Origin of the sequence: Mycolicibacterium bacteremicum (genome assembly GCF_002086115.1) — a bacterium.
Lineage (GTDB): Bacteria > Actinomycetota > Actinomycetes > Mycobacteriales > Mycobacteriaceae > Mycobacterium > Mycobacterium bacteremicum.
Genome location: NZ_MVHJ01000042.1, coordinates 1 through 19,084, shown reverse-complemented (window position 1 = coordinate 19,084; position 19,084 = coordinate 1). Strand labels below are relative to the sequence as shown.

The following is a 19,084-nucleotide window of genomic DNA, read 5'->3' as shown; positions in this document are numbered from 1 at the left end:
TCAGGCTATCGCGCCGGCATTCTTCAATTCCTCGATCCGGTCCCAATCCAGACCGATCTCCATGAGGACCAACTCCGTGTGTTCGGAGGCCTGCGGTGCCCGGGTGGTCTGCAGCGGTTCGTGATCGAACTGCACCGGGCCGCGGACCACCTTGAACGGTCTGCCGCCGTCAGAGGCCTCGACCTCGACCACCATGTCGTTGGCCAGGGCCTGCTCATCGGAGCCCAAGTCGACCAGGCTCTGGAAGGGGGCCCACTGACCGCGCATGGTCTTGAGGTGGTTGCGCCAGTATTCGAACGGCCTGCGGCGAATCGCCTCGGCGATCAGTTGCACACCGGCGGAGGCATTCTCGATCAGCGGGAGCACATCGCAGAACCGCGGGTCATCGGCCAGTTCGGGCAGTCCGAGGTGCTCGAAGGCATCGCGGATGTACCCGGTGGGGCTGACGATGCACAGGTTGATGATGCCGCCGTCGGAGGTGACGTAGTTGGCCATGAACGGATTGACCGAGGTGACATCGTCGGGCATCACCGAGCGCATGGTCTCGCCGGTCTCCATCCCCTGGGTGACGCTGGCGCCGGCCGCCCACCACGCGGTGCTCAGCAACGACACGTCGATCTCGGATGTCTGGCCGGTCCGTTCCCGGTGGAAGAGCGCCGCGGAGATGCCCCCGGCGATGTTCATCCCGCCGATCGAGTCACCGAAGGCCGGAATGCCCTGGGAGAGCGCACCGTCGAGCCGTTCGGGGGTCAGTGCGTGTCCGACGCCGCTGCGGGTCCAGAAGGCGGTGCCGTCGAACCCACCGGTGTCGCGTTCGGGCCCTTTGTCTCCGTAGGCACTGCCGCGGGCATAGATGATGTCCGGGTTCACCGCGCGGATGTGCTCGACGTCGAACTTGTTGCGCTGCCGCTGGGCCGGTAGGTAGTTGGTCAGGAACACGTCGGCGGTCTTGGCGATCTCGTAGAGCACCTGCTGTCCGCCCGGGGTCGAGACGTCGACACCGACGCTGCGCTTGCCGCGGTTGGGATGCTCGATGAGCGGGTGCCGGTTCGGGTCGAGCTGGAACCCACCCATGTTGACGAATCCGCGCTGGGTGTCCCCGCGCACCGGGTGCTCGATCTTGATGACATCGGCTCCCCAGTCGGCGAGGATCGCGCCCGCCGCCGGGACGAAGGTGAACTGGGCGACCTCCAGGACGCGCACGCCCTCCATGACCTTGCTCATACCGCCGACCGTACCGTAGTGCCGACGGTAACGGCCGGGATGAAACCGACGGACTTTGGGCATATATGCAGTCATGACCATCGGCATCATCCTGGGCACCATCCGTGAAGGCCGCGCCGGCGAGGCCGTCGCGCAGTGGGTTCATCAGCACGCGTCCCGGCGCGAGGGCACCGAGTTCGAGCTGATCGACCTCAAGGCCTTCGACGTCCCCCTGCTCACCGCTCCGGTACCACCCGCTGCGGCCGAGAAGAAGTACGACTCGGAGAACGTGCGGCGGTGGAGCCAGGCCATCGACGCCTGTGCCGGTTTCATCTTCGTCACCCCCGAGTACAACCACGGCGTCCCGGGGGCGCTGAAGAACGCCGTGGACACCCTGGGTTCCGAATGGTTCGGCAAGACGGTCGGTTTCGTGTCCTACGGAGCCGATGGCGGTATCCGCGCGGTCGAACAGTGGCGCCAGATCGTGGCGAATTTCCAGATGCTCGACGTGCGGGCGCAGGTGGCGTTGTCGTTGTTCCGCGAGTTCGGCGACGACGGTTTCACACCCGAGGAACGCCGCACCGGGGAGCTCGACACCCTGCTCGATCAGCTGATCCCGCTGACCGATCAGGTATCGCGCACCCCGCGGTAGATCCCTCGCCTGACGATCAGCGGCTGCAGCACCCGGTCGATCGACCACGCCGGGAACCGGACCGCCCGCCCGCCCGGGGTGAACACCTCGAGGCCGTCGGGCTGGGCGCCCAGCACCGAACCCCATCGCCTGCTCGTCGGCGTGAACCGGCGCGGGGTCCCACCGTCGAAGTGCGCCCGCACATTGTGCGCGACCAGCCCGTCGGCGCGGTTGCGCGCCGAGGACCGCAGCGGGTCGGTGGCCGCGACATCACCGACGGCGAACACCTCCGGACGCCCGGGAACCCGGAGCTGATCGTCGACGGCCACGAAGCCGTCGGCGTCGAGCACCTCCTCGGGTAACCAGCCGGTGTTCGGGCGCACCCGACCGATCGCCCACAGCACCGCATCGGCACGGGCCTCGGGCTGCCCGCCGGCGAACTGCACCGGCTCACTGGTGATCTCATCACACCCGAACCCTTCGGGCACCACCGCCCGATGCCCGGGATGCAACGCCACGCCGAGGTCCTGCAAGCGGCGCTGCACCCGCCGCCACACCCGGTCGTGATGCTGGGGCAGGGCGCGTTCCCCGGGGAAGTACAGCGCGACGTGTGCCGTGCGGAGGGCGCCGGCCAGATTGGCCGCGGCACTGACCGCCGCGGCACCCCCACCGATCACCGCGATGGTCGACGCGGCAGCGAACCGGGCGTGCGCCTGCTGCAGTTCGGCGTCGATCTCCGAACGGGTCTGCCGCTGCGGACGCCGCCAGAAACCGTTGCTCACGCCGGTCGAGATGACCAGCGCGTCATAGCGTTCGGTGCTGACGGCGTCACCGAGGTCGACCTCGACGGTGCGGGCGTCCAGGTCCACCCCGGTCAGCACACCGTGCACGGTGCGCACCCGGTCCAGCGCCCGGTAACGCTCGAAACCGATCCAGTAATCGCGGGCCCAGTCGGCCGGCCGGGATATTCGCACCCCGAGTTCCTGGCCGCTGACCAGGCCCGGCTTGGACGAGATGCCGACGACCTCGAAACGGCCGGCCAGTTTGATCGCGGTCAGCAATCCCGCGTCGCCGAGACCGGCGACCACCACACGCTGCATGTCCCCATCTTGGCCGCCGACGCAGGTGTTGTGGCGGACAAACGCGACAGAACCCGTGGCAGCGGCGTGGTCGGTGCCGTCCGGAAAGTATTGCCGTAGCCCTTTCGGTAACATCGGCGGCCATGTCTGACGCCTACTACGAGCTGCTCGACACCGATGATCCGCTCGGCGAGCGGTTCGCGGCCTCCGAGCACGTCACCAGCACGTGGTCGGCCGATATGCAGAACGCGGCGCCGGTGTCGGCACTGCTGGTGCGCACCCTGGACCGCTGCGCGCCGCGCGCGGACGCCCGGATGAGCCGGGTGGTCGTCGATCTGCTCGGCCCGGTGCCGGTGACCGGTCCGCTCTGGATGCGCGGCGGCGTCCGGCGGCCCGGCACCAAGATCGAGCTGCTGAGCGCCGAGATGCTCGCACCCGGACCCGACGGCAGACCGCGTCCGGTCGCCGAGGCCCGGGCGTGGCGATTCCAGGGCCACGACACCGCCGAACTGGCCTTCGCCGCCGAACCGCCGCTGCGTCCGCTCGCCGCGGCCACCCCGCGGCCGGTGAACCCGGACCTGGGCACCACCTTCGTCGACACCCTCGACTGGCGCTGGCTCAACGACGTCCTGCACAGCGTGCCGGCCGAATGCTGGGTCCGGCCCAAGGTCGACCTGGTCGCCGGTGAGGTGCCGACGGTCCTGGAGCGACTGTTCTGCGTGGCCGATGTCGCCAACGGGATGGGCTCGCGGCTGGATGTACGCCGCTGGACATTCCTGAACACCGACCTGACCGTGCACCTGCACCGGCTGCCGCGCGGCGAGTGGTTCGGCATCCGCGCGGTGAGCAACTACGGTGCCGACGGGGTGGGCACCTCGGTGGCCACCCTGTTCGACGACGACGGGCCGGTCGCCGCGCTGCAGCAGGCCCAGCTGGTGCGCCGCCGTCCGTAGGATGACATGGTGAAGCTGCGCCGCGTCCGCACCGAATCCGGACTCCGAACCGAATACCGTGCCGCTGAGGGTGACTGGCGCACCGCACCGGACACCACGGCCCTGGGTGGGCGGGTCTTCGATGCCGCCTGGGAGGTCGCCCAGGCCGACCGGCAACTACAGCACAGCCCGCATCTGCTGCCGTTCCAGCCGCTGTCGTTCCGCGATTTCATGCTCTACGAACAGCACAACATCGACGCCGCCCGTGGCCTGATCCGGCGCTTCCACCCGGGGTTGTACCGCGCGGCAGCCGCCTACGAAAAGCTGTCCGGACGGCCCGCACCGCAGCTGCGGCCCAAGCCGCTGTTCTACCGGCAGCCGATCTACTACATGGGCAACGCGCAGACCTTCGTGCCGACCGGCACCCCGATCACCGCACCGGCGTACACGCTCGCCCTCGACTTCGAACTCGAACTCGGTTTCGTGTTGTCGGCACCACTGCTGGATGCCACCCCGGCCGAAGCACTCGCCGCCATCGGCGCGTTCGTCCTGGTCAACGATTTCAGCGCCCGCGACGTGCAGCGTGCCGAGATGGACAGCGGCTTCGGCCCGCAGAAGTCCAAGCACTTCGCCAGTTCCATGTCCGAGGTGGCGGTGACCGCCGACGAGGTACTGCCCCGCATCGACGATCTCACCGGATCGGTCGCGATCAACGGCGCCACGGTGAGTATCGTGCGCAGCCGGGGCATGCAGCACAGCATCGGCGAGGTGCTGGCCCACGCCTCACGATCCGAACAGCTCCACGCCGGTGAGCTTTTCGCCACCGGGACCCTGACCGGTGGCTCCGGTATGGAGGTCGGGAAGTGGTTGCGCCCCGGTGACACCCTCACGCTCACCCTCGACGGCGTCGGAGACGTCGAGCACACGATCATCTGATGGCGTCGATGGCCTTGTAGATGCGCTGTTCGCTGACCGGCCGCGGGGTACCCAACTGCTGCGCCCACAGGCTGACCCGCAGTTCCTCGATCTGCCAACCGATGTCGACGACATCGGCCGCGGCGGCACGGGCCGGGGACAGGCTGCGCACCAGGTCGTCGTAGGCGTCCTCCACGGCGTGCACCCGGTCCATCCGTTCCCGGTCGGCACCCACCCCGTGTGCAAGGCGTTCCATCCGGCGGCCGATCGCCAGCAGGTAGCGGGTCAGGTCGGCCAGTCGTGTCACCCCGGTGATGGTGACAAAACCCTTGGGCAGCAGCCTGTCCAGCTGCGCGCGGATGTCGGCCACCGCATCGGCGTGGGCCGGCACCGGTCGATCGGGGATGGCCACCTGCGCTTCGTGTGCGGCCGCGAGCACCTTCTCCACCCGCCGGGCGATATCCATCGTCGTGGCCGCCAACGACTTCCCCACCCGGGCGGCCAATGCGTCGAATTCGGCACGGGTCCAGACCAGTTCGCGCGACAGCGCGTCCACCCCGGCGTCGGCACAGTCCTCCAGCAGGGCCGCCAGCGGCCCGTCGGGGCTGGTGTTCAGCGTCAACCTGGCGCGCATGTCGAGGCCGCGTTCGACGGCCTTGACCGGTGACGGCACCGTCAGCCGCAGCAGCCGGCGCAGTCCCGGCCGCATCACCGCAGCCTGCTCGGCCTGCTGCGCGAAGACCTTCACGTCGACGGCCGACCCGGTGTCGACGAAGGTCGGGAAGCCGCGCACGGTGTGACCACCGCTGGCCTGCTCGACGGTGCGTGGCAATTCGTCGAGATCGGCGGGCCACCCGGTGAGCCCTCGGCGTTCCCAGGAGCCCGCCACCGCGCGGGCCACGGCCTGCTGGACCGGCGCCGCCAGGCGGTCCTGCAGCGCGCCAAGGTCTTTGCCGCGCGCCACCTCGGCGCCCTCGGCCGTCTCGACGGCGAACGTCACCCGCAGGTGCGCGGGCACCTTGGCCACCTCGAAGGCCTCCACCGGGACGACCACCCCGCTGCGCCTGCGCAGTTCCCTGGCGATCTCGGTCAGCAGCGACCCGTTCTCGGGGTGCAGGTCGTCGAGGATGGACCGTGCGGTGTCCGGGGCGGGCACGAAGTTGCGGCGCAGATCCTTGGGCAGCGATTTGATCAGTGCGGTCACCAGTTCTTCCCGTAGGGCGGGGATCTGCCAGGCGAACCCGTCGCCACCGATGCGGGTCAACACCTCCACCGGGATGTGCACCGTCACGCCGTCGTCCGCGGCGCCGGGTTCGAAACGATAGGTCAGCGGGAGCGCCAGGTCCTCGGTGCGCCAGGTGTCGGGATGGTCCTCGGTCTGCTCGGCGCGCAGCAACTCGTCTCGGGTGAAGGTCAACAGATCCGGGGTCTTGTGCCGTTGCTTTTTCCACCAGGCGTCGAAGTGCCGGGCCGACACCGCCTCCGGTGGTATCCGGGCGTCGTAGAGCGCGAACAGTTCGTCGTCGCCGATCAGCAGGTCGCGCCGCCGCGCGCGTTCCTCGACCTCTTCCAGTTCGCCGCGCAGCCGGGCGTTGTCCCGGAAGAAGTGATGCCGGGTCTGCCAGTCCCCCTCGACCAGGGCATGCCGGATGAACAGCTCGCGCGAGACCACCGGATCGATCTGCCCGTATCCGACGGCCCGGCGCGGCACCAGCGGCAACCCGTACAGCGTCACGCGCTCGAAGGCCATCACCGCGCCGCGGCGGGCGTCCCAGTGCGGTTCGCTGTAGGTGCGCGCCACCAGATGCCCGGCAACCCGTTCGACCGCGTCGGGATCGATACGGGCCGCCGTCCGGCCGAAGAGCCGGCTGGTCTCGACCAGATCGGCGACCACGATCCAGCGCGGGGGCTTGCGGGTCAGTACCGAGCCCGGCGCCAGCACGAATCTGGTGTTGCGCGCTCCCTGATAGTCGCGACCGTCACCCTCGCGTAATCCGATGTGGGACAACAACCCCGCGGTCAACGCGGCGTGGATACGACTCGGGTCGGCATCCTCGGTGGATTCCCGGATGCCCAGATCCCCGGCGATGCTGCGCAACTGCCCGGCCAGGTCCTGCCATTCCCGGATGCGCAGGTAGTGCAGGAACTCGTCACGGCACATCCGCCGGAATGCGCTGCCCGAACGCTCCTTCCGCTGCTCGCGCAGATACCGCCACAGGTTCAGGTAGGCCACGAAGTCCGAGTGTTCGTCGGCGAAGCGGGCGTGCTTCTGACGCGCCGCCTCCTCCCGGTCGGCGGGCCGCTCCCGCGGATCCGGGATGGACAGTGCGGCGGCGATCACCAGCACCTCGCGCACGCAGTTCTCGTCGTGGGCGGCCAGGATCATCCGGCCGATACGCGGGTCCAGCGGCAGCCTCGCCAGTCGCCGTCCCACCTCGGTGATCGCACCGTGGGCGTCGAAGGCGCCGAGTTCCTGCAGCAGCTGCACACCATCACGGATGCTGCGGGCATCGGGTGGATCCAGGAACGGGAAATCGGCGACGTCACCGAGTTTCAGAGCCGACATCTGCAGGATCACCGCGGCGAGATTGGTGCGCAGGATCTCCGGATCGGTGTAGCGCGGCCGCGATTCGAAGTCGGCTTCCGAGTACAGCCGGATGCAGACGCCGGGCGCGGTACGGCCGGACCGGCCGGCCCGCTGATCGGCCGAGGCCTGTGATATCGGCTCGATCGGCAGCCGCTGCACCTTGGTGCGCCGGCTGTAGCGGGAGATGCGCGCGGTGCCCGGGTCGACCACGTAGCGGATGCCGGGCACCGTCAACGAGGTCTCGGCGACGTTGGTGGCCAGCACGATCCGACGTCCCGAGCGGCCGGGGGTGAACACCTTCTGCTGCTCGGCGGTCGGCAGCCGGGCGTACAGCGGCAGCACCTCGGTGTTCTGGAAATCCGTCAACGACCGCAGCACTTCGAAGGTGTCGCGGATCTCGCGTTCCCCGGACAGGAACACCAGCACGTCGCCCGGTGGCTCGGCCTCCAGCTCGCGGACCGCGTCGACGATCGCCTCGGTCGGATCGCGTACGTCGGCGGAGCCGACAAGTGAAGCCGGAGCGGTACGCACGATCTCGTGGTCGGGATCATCGGGATCGGCCGAATCGTCCGCGTCGTCGCCACCGCCGACCGGCATCTCCAGCGGCCGGTAGCGGATCTCGACCGGGTACGTCCGGCCCGACACCTCCACGATCGGCGCTGCCACCCCGTCGATCGCGAAGTGCTCCGCGAAGCGTCCCGGCGCGATGGTGGCCGAGGTGACGATGACCTTCAAATCCGGACGACGCGGCAGCAGCTCGCGCAGATAGCCGAGCAGGAAGTCGATGTTGAGGCTGCGCTCGTGCGCCTCATCGAGGATCAGCGTGTCGTAGCGCAGCAGCCGACGGTCGCGCTGGATCTCGGCGAGCAGGATGCCGTCGGTCATCAGCTTGATGAGGGTGGCGTCGCCGGCCTGGTCGGTGAACCGCACCGTGTAGCCCACCGCGGACCCCAGCGGGGTGCCCAGTTCGTCGGCGATGCGCTGGGCGACGGTGCGCGCGGCCAGCCGGCGCGGCTGGGTGTGCCCGATGGTGCCGCGGATACCGCGGCCGAGCTCCAGGCAGATCTTGGGCAGCTGCGTCGTCTTGCCCGATCCGGTGGCGCCGGCCACCACCACGACCTGGTTGGCGCTGATGGCTGCGGCCAGCTCGTCCCGGCTGTCGGTGACCGGCAGGTCCGGGTAGGTGATCTGCGGGACGGCAGCCAGCCGGGTCGCCACCAGCGCCTCGGCGGCGGCGAACTGTTCGATCAGCGACTGCGGTGGGTCGCCGCGCAGACCCTTGAGCCGGCGCCCCAACCGGGACGCGTCGCGGTAGGTCAGACCGTCCAGACGGGCATAGAGCTCACGGACGGACATTTACCCGAGGATAGGCGGTTGACCATCGTTGTCGTCCGGGTGCACGCTCGAGGTCGGTGACCACGGAAGCACGAGAGACCGGGAGGCCGACATGGCCGATTACTTCACCACCCTGCTGGGCGACTGTCTCGGCAAGCCCCACCCGCGGATCACCCGCTCCGAATTTCCCGCGCTGCTGACCGACGATGTCCGGTTACATGTCCTGCAGAGCCGGGCAGCGGCCGCCGAATGGGGAGTGTCCGAGACGCACCGTCCGGTGCACGTCACCGCCGCCCACGTCATCGCGACCGGGCACGGGCTGTTGGTCGCGGCGACGCTGACCGCCCCGCGGCATGATCCCTGGCTTTACCTGGCGGTCCCGCACAGCCTGTTCGACCCCGTCGCCGACCGGGTGCACGATGATCCCCCGCCGGGATCGCCGGCCGCGGTGGACTGCCGGCTCGACCATGACCTGACCTCGATGTGGCAGTTCGAGGCGGCGCTGCGGCGGATGCTCGACGACTATCCGGCGTTCGAGCTGGAACTCTCCGGCGTCCAGTAGTCGAGCATCGCGGCGAAGGTCTCGAAGGCCGGCCGTGACGGACCGTAGGCCGCCTCGAAGTGCACGCTGAGCGGGAAGCCCAGGGCACCGACACCGTCGATCACCCGCTTGTACAGGTCGAGCATCTCGCGGCGCTTCGCGGCCGGGTCCAGCCCGGCGATCCGCCGCACGAAGTCCTGCTCGGCGGCCACGGCGGCGTTGCCGGGATCCTGGATCAGCCAGTTGATCAGGCCGACCTTGGACTCCATCTGCGGGACGAAACCGAAGGACAGCAGGATCTCGGGGCGATGGTCGGTGGTCGCGGCGAACTCGGTGAGGAAGTCCACGATGGCGTCGGAGTACAGCAGCTGGGTCATGCCGTAGGTCGCGCCCCGGTCCAGCTTGAAGGTGAACCGGCCCTGCTCACCGTCGCGGGTCGGGATCAGGATCACACCGCGGTTGGGCACCAGCGAGGCGAAGGTCGACAGTGCATCGGTGGGGGCGACGCCGCCGCCCTCGCCGTCGGAGAGGGTGCGCGGGACGCCGACGAAGGCGATGCCGTCGAAGTTGGCCGCGTTCAGTTCGGTGAGCCGGCCGCGCAGGGCGGACTCGTCGAGGAACGAGGTGACCTGGGTGCACAGGCCGCGCGCCTCGGGCAGGCCGGGCTGGATCAGCGACCAGTACTCCAGCACGTCCATCTTGGGTTTCATCTCGACCGGGCGGTCGTCGTCCTCGTCGATCATCCCGGGGATCATGATGTGGCCGACGCGCACACCCGACTCGGCGGACAGTGCAGCCACCTTGGCCGCCTCGTCGACGGCGTACTGCGCACCCCGTTCCACGTTCGGTGGGACGAGTTCGAGTGCGATGGTGTGAAGCGGCACGCCCGCCACCCTAAACGGCGCGGTGTCGGCGTGGTAAACCTCCACCCATGGCGCAACGCTGCAGGTTCCCCAGCGCGACGGGTCCGGAGCTGGCCGGGATCATCGACCTTCCCGACGGGCCGGTGCGCGGGTGGGGGGTGTTCTCACACGGGTTCACCCTGGGCAAGGACTCGCCGGCGGCGGCCAGAATCTGCAAACAGCTGGCCTCCGACGGTATCGGCATGCTGCGGTTCGACGCGCTCGGGCTGGGCGGTTCGGCGGGCGACTGGGGTGACGGGTCGTTCACCTGCAAGGTCGACGACATCATCCGGGCATGTGCGTTCATGGCCGATCGCGGCACCCCGGCCGATCTGCTCGTGGGGCATTCGTGGGGCGGTGCGGCGGTGATCGCCGCGGCCCGCGACTGCGCCGGCGTCCGGGCGGTCGTGACGGTGGGTGCGCCCTTCGACCCCACCCATGTCGAGCATCAGTACGACGCCTGCCTGGAGCAGGTCTTCGCCGAGGGCAGCGGACAGTGGATGGTCGGCGGCAAGACGCTGACCCTGAAGCGGGACTTCGTCGAGGATGTGCGGCGCGCGGACCTGCGCGACAAGATCCGGGGCCTGAAGCTGCCCCTGCTGATCCTGCACTCCCCTACCGACAACACCGTCGGCATCCAGAACGCCAGCGACATCTTCCAGACCGCCCGGCATCCGCGCAGCTTCGTCTCGCTGGAGGGCTCCGAGCATCTGCTGACCGGCCCCGGTCAGGCCCGGCGCGCGGGCCGCATCATCGGCGCCTGGGCCGACGCCTACCTCGGCGGCTGAGCTTACGGCGCGGGGTCAGCCGCGACCGGCGCTGATCATGTCCTCGCGCGGCACCACCTTGACCCGCTCGCGGCCCTGCTCGGCGCCGAGGGCGACCTCGTGGGCATCGAGGCGTTCCCATTCGGCCCACGTGGTGTAGTCCACGCCGCGCTCGGCCAGCACCGCCAGGATGGCGTCGGGTTCGCCGACCTCGGGCGCGATGATGCCGGGCAGATCGGCGAGCAGGCTGGCGATCGTCTCGGCCGCATCGGATTTGGTGTGCCCGATCAGGCCGATGGGTCCACGCTTGATCCACCCGGTGACGTAGGTGGCGTCGACCACCATCCAGTCGGAGTCCAGCACCCGGCCCGCATCGTTGGGGACGACGCCGGCGTGGTGGTCGAAGGGCAGATCGGCCAGGTGTGCGGAGAGGTAACCCACCGCCCGATAGACCGCCTGCACCGGCCAGTCGGTGAACTCACCGGTGCCCCTGACGGTTCCGTCGCCGATGAGTTCGGTGCGCTCGGTGCGTAGACCCGTCACCTGGTCGGTGCCCAGCACCGCGACCGGGGTCTGGCACAGGTGGATGTGGATGCGGTGCGGCGCTCCGGTGGGCTCCCGATCCATGTACTTCATCATGGTGTCGACGACGAGCTTGATCGACTTGGTGGAGTTGATGGCCTTCTGGCTGGCCTCGTCGATCTCGAACCCCTCCGGGTGCACGATGACGTCGACGCTCGGCGAGTGCGACAGCTCGCGGAACTCCATGGGCGAGAACTTGATCTGCGCCGGGCCCCGACGGGCGAAGACGTGGATGTCGGTGGCCTGGTTGAGCGCCAGGCCGGCGTAGACGTTGCCGGCGATCTCGGTGCCGAGCTGCTCGTCGGCCGGCTTGGCCAGCACGCGCGCGATGTCCAGGGCGACGTTGCCCGCCCCCAGCACCGCGACCTCGCGGGCGTGCAACGGCCAGTCGCGCGGCACGTCGGGATGCCCGTCGTACCAGGACACGAAATCGGCAGCGCCGTAGCTGCCCGGCAGATCGATACCCGGGATGTCCAGCGGCCGGTCGTCACGCGCGCCGGTCGAGAAGATCACGGCGTCGTAGTGGCGGCGCAGGTCGGCCAGCGAGAGGTCGGTGCCGTAGTGCACATTGCCGATGAACCGGATCTCGTCGCGGGAGAGCACCCGGCGCAGCGCCTTGACGATCTCCTTGATGCGCGGGTGATCGGGGGCGACGCCGTAGCGCACCAGGCCATACGGAGCGGGCAACCGGTCGAACAGATCCACCCGTGCATCCGGGTATTCGCTGGTCAGGATATCGGACGCATAGATGCCGGCCGGGCCGGCTCCGATGACCGCCACACGGATCTTTCGCATTGAGCACCTCACTTCCAGACATGGGTAAGGCGACCCTAACTTGGTACGGGCGTACCGCAAGACCTCCGTCCGAGACCTCGATCACACCGACTGCGCGCCCGGCGAAATCCGACGGTAGCGTCGAATCATGAACGCCATGCCTGCCGCGTTCATCGGCCATGGCAGCCCGATGAACGCCGTCGACGACAACCGCTACACCGCGGCGTGGCGGGCCTTCGGACAGTCGGTGCCGCGACCGCGCGCCATCCTGGTCATCAGCGCACACTGGTACATCAACGCCACCGCCGTCACCGCGATGTCCTGGCCACGCACCATCCACGACTTCTACGGATTCCCCCGCGAGCTCTTCGACATCCGTTATCCCGCACCGGGATCACCCGCACTGGTCGACGAGATCGCCGAGCTGGTGCAACCGACCTGGGTGGGTGCCGATGAGGACAGCTGGGGTATCGACCACGGCGCCTGGTCGGTGCTGGTGCACGCATTCCCCGAGGCCGACATCCCCGTCGCGCAGTTGTCGATCAATGCCGAGCAGCCGTTGGAGTATCACCTCAATCTGGGTGCCCGGCTGGCACCGCTGCGGGATGCCGGCGTGCTGGTGCTCGGCAGCGGCAACATCGTGCACAATCTGCGGATGCTGGATTCCGGCTTCGCCGACAGCGGATTCGATTGGGCGACACGGTTCGACGGGGCCGCCCGGCAGATCCTGACCACCACGCCCGGGGACGTCCTGGCGCTCGTCGAGCACGAGGACTATCCGACCGCGGTCCCGACGCCGGACCACTTCATCCCGATGCTGTACTTCGCCGGTATCGCCGGCACCCGGCCGGCCTCGGTGTTGGTCGACGGTTACAGCTACGGCTCGCTGTCGATGACGTCCTACGTCGCAACCTGACCGCGGGCGGCGTGGATCGCCGGCGCGGTCGAGGACGGCAGCAACGCCGCCGGATCCGCCGGGCGGCGCACCCGGACACCGATTCCCTCGGCGAACCGGTACGGCTGTGCCTCGATGATGCCCACCAGCTGCTTGCGCAACCGCGACATCTCGGCCCGCACGGTGACCACCCTGCTCCGGTCGCCGTAGAGGTCGGCCGCGAGTTCCGGCGCGGTGCGCCCACCGCGGTGGGTGGCGAGCACCAGCAGGATCTCGGCGTGCCGTGGCGAGATGTCCTGCCGCCACGACCCGGATGGCCCGGACAGCTCGAGTGCAGGCTGGTGGCGCAGGTCGACCGTGAGGTCCGAGGCTGCCGTGCCGTCCTCGCTGCGGACCGGACGTACCAACCACCCGCCGGACAGCGGCTCCAACTCGCATGCCCCCAGCGCCGGTATCCAGGTTCGGCCGGGACCTGCCTTCTGCGGCAACATGATCCGATTGTGCGGTGGCATCGAGTCGACCGCGGCCACCCATCCCTCCGGATCGACGGCCAGCGCCGGTGACCCGAGCCGGGCCAGCATCGGCGCCGCCACCGCGCGCAGCCGGTCCAGGGTGCGGGTGTGCGCCTCGCGCAACTGCGATTCGGCCAGGCGCGCCACCAGGTCCACCAACGCGATCGTGGTGGGGTGCACGGTGGACGCCGGCCCGGACACGTCGACCGCCCCGATCACATGGCCGGTGCGGGGGTCCTGGATCGGCGCGCCCGCGCAGGTCCAGGCGTGGTGGCTGCGCAGGAAGTGCTCGGCGGAGAAGATCTGCACCGCGCGCCGCGACACCAACGCGGTGCCGATGGCATTGGTGCCGACCGCCGACTCCCCCCAGTCGGCACCCTCGACGAAGCCGAGTCGGTCGGCATTGCCGAGCACGCGCGGGGTCCCGGAACGCCACAGCACCCGCCCGCGCGCGTCGGCGACCACCAGGATGTTGCTGCCGTCGGCGATCACCGACTCCAACCCACGGGTGATGTCCTCCAGCACCGTCAGCAGACCCGAAGACTGTCGCAGCAGGTCAAGTCCGCTGCGGTCGATGTCCGGCGGGTCGTGATGCTCGGGGTCGATCCCACTGTCCAACAACCGGTTCCAAGATTCTGCGATCACCGGACGCGGTTTGGCGGGGGATCGCCCGCCGGCCATGGTCGCGTCGTAGACCTCGGAGAGCAGCATGGCGTAGCGACGCGGGTCGTCACCGACGGCGACCGCGGGCTCGGGGGTCGAGGCGCCTGCCACGGAGACGATTGTGCTCCCCGTCACACGTGCTGTCACGCGCGGGTCACCGGTAGACCATGCCTCCGTCGATCAACCCGGCCTGCCCGGTCATGTAGTCCGCACCGGGACCGGCCAGGTAGGCGACGAAACCGGCGACATCCTCCGGGGTCTCCGGGCGCCCCAGGGCGATGGTGGCCGAAAACTTCTCGAAGGTCTCCCCCTCTTGCGCACCGGTCAGTTCGGCGAACCGCTTGTCGATCTCGACCCACATATCGGTGCCGACCACCCCGGGGCAGTACGCGTTGACGGTGATGCCGGCGGACGCATGCTCCTTGGCTGCGGCCTGGGTGAGCGCCCGCACCGCGAACTTCGTCGCGCTGTAGGGGCCCAGCATGGCGAATCCCTCGTGCCCCGCAATGGACGACGCGTTGATGATCTTGCCGCGGACACCGAGGGTGGCGAACCTGGCGACGGCGGCCTGGATGCCCCACAGCACGCCGTCGACGTTGATGGCCCACAACCGGGACAGCTGTTCGGGCGTCACCTCGGCAATCGGCCCGACCAGCGCGATGCCGGCATTGTTGACCATGATGTCGAATCCGCCCAACGCCGTGGCGGCATGCTCGACAGCGGCGAACACCGCATCGCGGTCGGCGACGTCGGCAACGAAAGTGGTGACCTTGGAGCCGATTTCGACGATCTCGGCGGCGACCTGGGCCAGCGCATCGGCGCTGACATCGACCAGCGCGATATCTGCGCCCTGGCCGGCCAGCTCATGGGCGATACCTCGGCCGATGCCCCGGCCCGCCCCGGTGACCAGGGCCACCTTACCCAGCAGTGGGGCGGGGATCGCGCGTGTCATGTCTGTCTGCGTCATGGTTGCACCAGTACTTTCATCTTGGTTCCGGCGTGCAGGGCTTCGAAGCCCTCGTCGATGACATCGTCGATGCCGATGGCGGTGACCCAGCCGGTGGTGTCGTAGGCGCCGCGCGCCATCAGGCCGATCACCGCCTCGAAATCCGCTGCGGTGTAACACAGCGAGCCCTGGATGCGGGATTCGTTCATCACCAGGTTGAGCAGCGGGGTGGTCAGTGGCTTCTCGTAGATCGCCACGCTGACCATCGCCCTGCGCGCCCCCACACACGCCAGTGCGGTCTCGACCGCAGGGGTGACCCCGGCGGCGTCGTACACCGCGCCGGCGCCGTGTCCGTCGGTGTGATCGGCGATGAAGGCGGGCACGTCCAGCGCCGTCGGGTCCAGCGTGCGAGCGCCGAGCGCCTCGATGGCCGACCGGCGGGTCGCCGACGGTTCGACGACGAACACATCCTCGATTCCCTTGCCGCGCAGTGCGAACCACAATCCGATGCCGATCGGCCCGGCTCCGAACACCATCGCGGTGCGGTCGACGTCGGGATCGCCGAGGGTGGCCGCGTGGTAGGCCACCGACATCGGTTCGACCAGGGCACCGAGCTCGAGCGAGACGTTGTCGGGCAGCTTGTGCAGCATGTCGGTCGGCACCACGGTGTACTCGGCCATTCCGCCGTCGGACATCAGGCCGTGGAAGCCGATCTGCGCGCAGATGTTGTAGGTGCCCGCCCGGCACGGACCGCAGCGCCCGCAGCGGTAGATCGGCTCGATCGCGACGCGATCACCCTCGGCCCACCCGGTCACGCCTGCGCCGAGCGCGGTGATGGTGCCGGCGAACTCGTGGCCCATCACCACCGGCAGCTGCGCCCCGGTCAACGGGTGCGGTTCGGTCGGCACGAAGATCGGGCCCGCGTAATACTCGTGTAGGTCGGTGCCGCAGATGCCGTTGTAGCCCACCTGCACCTTCACCGTCCCCGGCGTGGGCTCCGGTTCGGGTACGTCGGCGACGTCCACCTTGTTCGGTCCGTAGTACACAGCTGCTTTCATGCTCACCTTCCTATGTGAGCTGGCGCACAGCCGAAAGGGTTGCAGGGGGTTGCAGCCCTTGCGCCGGCGTGAGCCGCGGGTGTGAGCTGGCGCACATGACTCAGATGATTGATGCGCCCACCCCCGTCCGCTCACCGCAGGACCGGGTGGATGCCTGGCTCGCCGATTTCGAGACCGCACTGGCGACCCGCGATATCGAGCGGGCCGTAGGACTGTTCGCCGTCGACAGCTTCTGGCGTGACCTGGTGTCCTTCACCTGGAACCTCAAGACGCTGGAGGGTCGCGAGAGCATCACCGCGATGCTGACCGAGCGCCTCACCGGCACGGACCCGTCACGGTTTCGCACCCGCGAGGCCCCCACCGAGGACGACGGCGTCGTCACCGCGTTCATCGAATTCGAGACCGCCGCCGGCCGCGGTATCGGCCATCTGCGGTTGCGCGATGACGACGGCGCCGACCGCGCCTGGACGCTGTTGACCGCGCTGCAGGAACTCAAGGGGCACGAGGAACCCAAGGGAACGCGTCGCGTGATGGGCGCGGTGCACGGCAGCGATCCCGATCCGCGGTCCTGGGCGGAACGCAAGGCCGCCGAGGACGCCGAGCTGGGACGCACCGTCCAGCCGTACACGCTGGTGATCGGCGGCGGCCAGGGCGGTATCGCGCTCGGCGCCCGGCTGCGCCAACTCGGGGTGCCGGCCATCGTCGTCGACCGGCACGAGCGCCCTGGTGATCAGTGGCGTAAGCGCTACAAGTCGCTGTGCCTGCACGATCCGGTCTGGTACGACCATCTGCCGTATCTGCCGTTCCCGCAGAACTGGCCGGTGTTCGCGCCGAAGGACAAGATCGGCGACTGGCTGGAGTTCTACACCAAGGTCATGGAGGTGCCGTATTGGTCCAAGACCACCTGCCTGTCGGCCGCCTTCGACGAAGACAGCCAGACCTGGACCGTCGAGATCGACCGCGCCGGGGAGCGGCTCACCCTGCACCCCACCCAGCTGGTGCTGGCCACCGGCATGTCCGGCAAGCCCAATGTGCCGGTGTTCCCCGGCCAGGACGAGTTCACCGGCGACCAGCACCACTCCTCGGCACACCCCGGGCCGGACCCCTACGTGGGTAAGCGGGCCGTGGTCATCGGGTCCAACAATTCCGCCCACGACATCTGCAAGGCGCTGTTCGAGAACGGTGTCGACGTGACCATGGTGCAGCGCTCCTCCACGCATATCGTCAAATCGGACTCGCTGATGGAGATCGGCCTGGGCGCGCTGTACTCGGAGCAGGCGCTGGCCGACGGGATGACAACGGAGAAGGCCGATCTCACGTTCGCCTCGCTGCCGTACCGGATCATGCACCAGTTCCAGATCCCGCTGTACGACCAGATGCGCGAGCGGGACAAGGACTTCTACGCTCGGCTGGAGGCGGCCGGTTTCGAACTCGACTGGGGCGACGACGGTTCCGGGTTGTTCATGAAGTACCTGCGGCGCGGCTCGGGTTACTACATCGACGTCGGCGCCTGCGATCTGGTCGCCGACGGCAGCATCAAGCTGGCGCACGGTGACGTGGCGCGGCTGACCGCCGATTCGGTGGTGCTGGCCGACGGTACCGAATTACCCGCCGATGTCGTGGTCTACGCCACCGGGTACGGCTCGATGAACGGCTGGGCCGCCGACCTCATCGGCCAGGACGTCGCCGACAAGGTCGGCAAGGTGTGGGGCCTGGGCAGCGACACCACCAAGGATCCCGGCCCGTGGGAGGGCGAACAGCGCAACATGTGGAAGCCGACCCAGCAGCCCAACCTGTGGTTCCATGGCGGGAATCTGCATCAGTCCCGGCACTATTCGCTGTATCTGGCGCTGCAGCTCAAGGCCCGCTACGAGGGCCTGCCGACCCCGGTGTACGGACTGCAGGAGGTGCACCACCTGTCCTGATCCCCCCTCGGCGAGGAGACGCGTATGCCCCCGAATGGCAGTGCTGTCAGGGGCATACGCGCCTACTCGCGGGGAGAGCTAGCAGCCGGCGTCGACCATACGGTCCGGCCGACCCGCCTCGTCGACCGCGATGTCGATGATCCCATTCGACAGCACGGCCCGGACGGTGCGCGGCCCGACCCACCCGATCCCGTTGAGCGCCACCACATCCGCATTGACGCACCCCAGGTCGTACTCTCGCGAGAGCAGACCGGCGGCCGTGCGCACCCGCAGCTCCCAGATCGGGTCCGGCGCGAAGGTGGCGCTGCCCGCGAGGACGACGAGTTCCATCCCACCGGCCGGGGAATCCTGTCGGGACTGCACCGTCAGATCGGACTGGAACGTGGTGGCGAACCAGCCGGCGAAGGCGACCGCCCCGGCACCGAGCGCGCACAGCACCGCCCCGCCCCAACGCATCACCGGCGGGCGCAGGCCCAGCACACAGGCCGCGGCCAGCGCCACCCCGCCGACGGCCCCGAACGCCAGCGGATGAAACAGGTACGGCCGCAACAGATAGAAGCGGTAGAACACGAAACCACCGACTGCGGCCGCGCACAGCAGCGCCCCGACGATGGTCAGGATGAGGGCGGCGCGCTGCTTGGGCACGCCCGCCAATCTATCGTGATGACGTCGAGTGTGAATCCGCTGCGGCGGTTCGGCCGGCGGGCCGACGAGGTTTCACGCTCGACCCTGGGTCACCAGACCCAGACGGACATGTCGTCGGGTGGGTAGTTCTGGCAGACCGCGGTGGAGGCGGCGACGACACCCTTGTTGTTGAAGAAGATCTTGGCCCAGTTC

At 69.0% G+C, this 19,084-nt stretch carries 17 protein-coding genes; 7 read left to right on the top strand and 10 right to left on the bottom strand.

All coding sequences use genetic code 11. The annotated features are described in order from the left end of the window. A complete protein-coding gene (locus tag BST17_RS26820; protein ID WP_083062073.1) occupies positions 1–1,212 on the bottom strand; it encodes a CaiB/BaiF CoA transferase family protein in 1,212 nt (403 codons plus the stop codon). Positions 1,213–1,297: 85 nt separating this feature from the next. Here BST17_RS26820 and BST17_RS26815 point away from each other — a divergent pair, with 85 nt between their 5' ends. After that, positions 1,298–1,855: an NADPH-dependent FMN reductase gene (locus BST17_RS26815; RefSeq protein WP_083062056.1), complete on the top strand. Its 558-nt coding sequence runs from the start codon at positions 1,298–1,300 to the stop codon at positions 1,853–1,855. Here the strand turns inward: BST17_RS26815 and BST17_RS26810 are convergent. Continuing rightward, positions 1,831–2,934, bottom strand: a complete 1,104-nt coding sequence (locus BST17_RS26810) for an FAD-dependent oxidoreductase (protein WP_083062055.1) — start codon at positions 2,932–2,934, stop codon at positions 1,831–1,833. The genes BST17_RS26815 and BST17_RS26810 overlap by 25 nt on opposite strands. Before the next feature lie 122 nt (positions 2,935–3,056). Between BST17_RS26810 and BST17_RS26805 the strand changes: the two genes are divergently transcribed. Continuing rightward, the gene (locus BST17_RS26805; protein ID WP_083062054.1) at positions 3,057–3,866 is read left to right on the top strand and encodes a thioesterase family protein; all 810 of its coding nucleotides are present in this window, start codon (positions 3,057–3,059) and stop codon (positions 3,864–3,866) included. Positions 3,867–3,875: 9 nt separating this feature from the next. Beyond that, positions 3,876–4,781, top strand: coding sequence for a fumarylacetoacetate hydrolase family protein (locus tag BST17_RS26800; protein WP_083062072.1), 906 nt, complete (start codon positions 3,876–3,878; stop codon positions 4,779–4,781). On the opposite strand, the gene hrpA is transcribed toward BST17_RS26800, so the two are convergent. Continuing rightward, positions 4,774–8,703 (bottom strand): ATP-dependent RNA helicase HrpA, encoded by a 3,930-nt coding sequence (gene hrpA / locus BST17_RS26795; RefSeq protein ID WP_083062053.1) that lies wholly within the window; start codon positions 8,701–8,703, stop codon positions 4,774–4,776. The two genes, BST17_RS26800 and hrpA, sit on opposite strands and share 8 nt — an antisense overlap. A gap of 91 nt (positions 8,704–8,794) precedes the next feature. Here hrpA and BST17_RS26790 point away from each other — a divergent pair, with 91 nt between their 5' ends. Continuing rightward, positions 8,795–9,244 (top strand): hypothetical protein, encoded by a 450-nt coding sequence (locus BST17_RS26790; RefSeq protein WP_083062052.1) that lies wholly within the window; start codon positions 8,795–8,797, stop codon positions 9,242–9,244. Here BST17_RS26790 and BST17_RS26785 read toward each other — a convergent pair. Continuing rightward, positions 9,205–10,107 (bottom strand): mycobacterial-type methylenetetrahydrofolate reductase, encoded by a 903-nt coding sequence (locus BST17_RS26785; protein ID WP_083062051.1) that lies wholly within the window; start codon positions 10,105–10,107, stop codon positions 9,205–9,207. The two genes, BST17_RS26790 and BST17_RS26785, sit on opposite strands and share 40 nt — an antisense overlap. A gap of 47 nt (positions 10,108–10,154) precedes the next feature. Between BST17_RS26785 and BST17_RS26780 the strand changes: the two genes are divergently transcribed. After that, positions 10,155–10,913, top strand: a complete 759-nt coding sequence (locus BST17_RS26780; protein ID WP_083062050.1) for an alpha/beta hydrolase family protein — start codon at positions 10,155–10,157, stop codon at positions 10,911–10,913. 15 nt (positions 10,914–10,928) lie between these two features. Here the strand turns inward: BST17_RS26780 and BST17_RS26775 are convergent, their stop codons facing one another. Further along, entirely contained in the window at positions 10,929–12,269 is a 1,341-nt protein-coding gene (locus BST17_RS26775) for an FAD-dependent oxidoreductase (RefSeq protein WP_083062049.1), read from the bottom strand. A gap of 136 nt (positions 12,270–12,405) precedes the next feature. Between BST17_RS26775 and ygiD the strand changes: the two genes are divergently transcribed. Beyond that, positions 12,406–13,164 carry a 4,5-DOPA-extradiol-dioxygenase gene (gene ygiD, locus BST17_RS26770; protein ID WP_456238134.1) on the top strand — a complete coding sequence of 253 codons (759 nt, stop codon included), beginning with the start codon at positions 12,406–12,408 and terminating at the stop codon, positions 13,162–13,164. On the opposite strand, the gene BST17_RS26765 is transcribed toward ygiD, so the two are convergent. From BST17_RS26765 to BST17_RS26755, 3 genes are read right to left on the bottom strand one after another with little or no spacing between them, the layout of a single operon-like run. Then, positions 13,149–14,429 (bottom strand): helix-turn-helix domain-containing protein, encoded by a 1,281-nt coding sequence (locus BST17_RS26765; RefSeq protein WP_083062047.1) that lies wholly within the window; start codon positions 14,427–14,429, stop codon positions 13,149–13,151. The two genes, ygiD and BST17_RS26765, sit on opposite strands and share 16 nt — an antisense overlap. Before the next feature lie 43 nt (positions 14,430–14,472). Further along, a complete protein-coding gene (locus BST17_RS26760; protein WP_083062046.1) occupies positions 14,473–15,270 on the bottom strand; it encodes an acetoin reductase in 798 nt (265 codons plus the stop codon). 11 nt (positions 15,271–15,281) lie between these two features. Then, positions 15,282–16,322, bottom strand: a complete 1,041-nt coding sequence (locus BST17_RS26755; protein WP_083062045.1) for a 2,3-butanediol dehydrogenase — start codon at positions 16,320–16,322, stop codon at positions 15,282–15,284. A gap of 95 nt (positions 16,323–16,417) precedes the next feature. Here BST17_RS26755 and BST17_RS26750 point away from each other — a divergent pair, with 95 nt between their 5' ends. Continuing rightward, positions 16,418–18,247 carry an NAD(P)/FAD-dependent oxidoreductase gene (locus BST17_RS26750; protein WP_083062071.1) on the top strand — a complete coding sequence of 610 codons (1,830 nt, stop codon included), beginning with the start codon at positions 16,418–16,420 and terminating at the stop codon, positions 18,245–18,247. A gap of 78 nt (positions 18,248–18,325) precedes the next feature. Here BST17_RS26750 and BST17_RS26745 read toward each other — a convergent pair whose 3' ends face one another. Together BST17_RS26745 and BST17_RS26740 are read right to left on the bottom strand one after the other, a co-directional pair. Then, entirely contained in the window at positions 18,326–18,892 is a 567-nt protein-coding gene (locus BST17_RS26745; protein ID WP_083062044.1) for a hypothetical protein, read from the bottom strand. A gap of 89 nt (positions 18,893–18,981) precedes the next feature. After that, positions 18,982–19,084: DUF5078 domain-containing protein (locus BST17_RS26740; RefSeq protein ID WP_133053606.1), on the bottom strand; the 103-nt coding region annotated here is incomplete at its 5' end.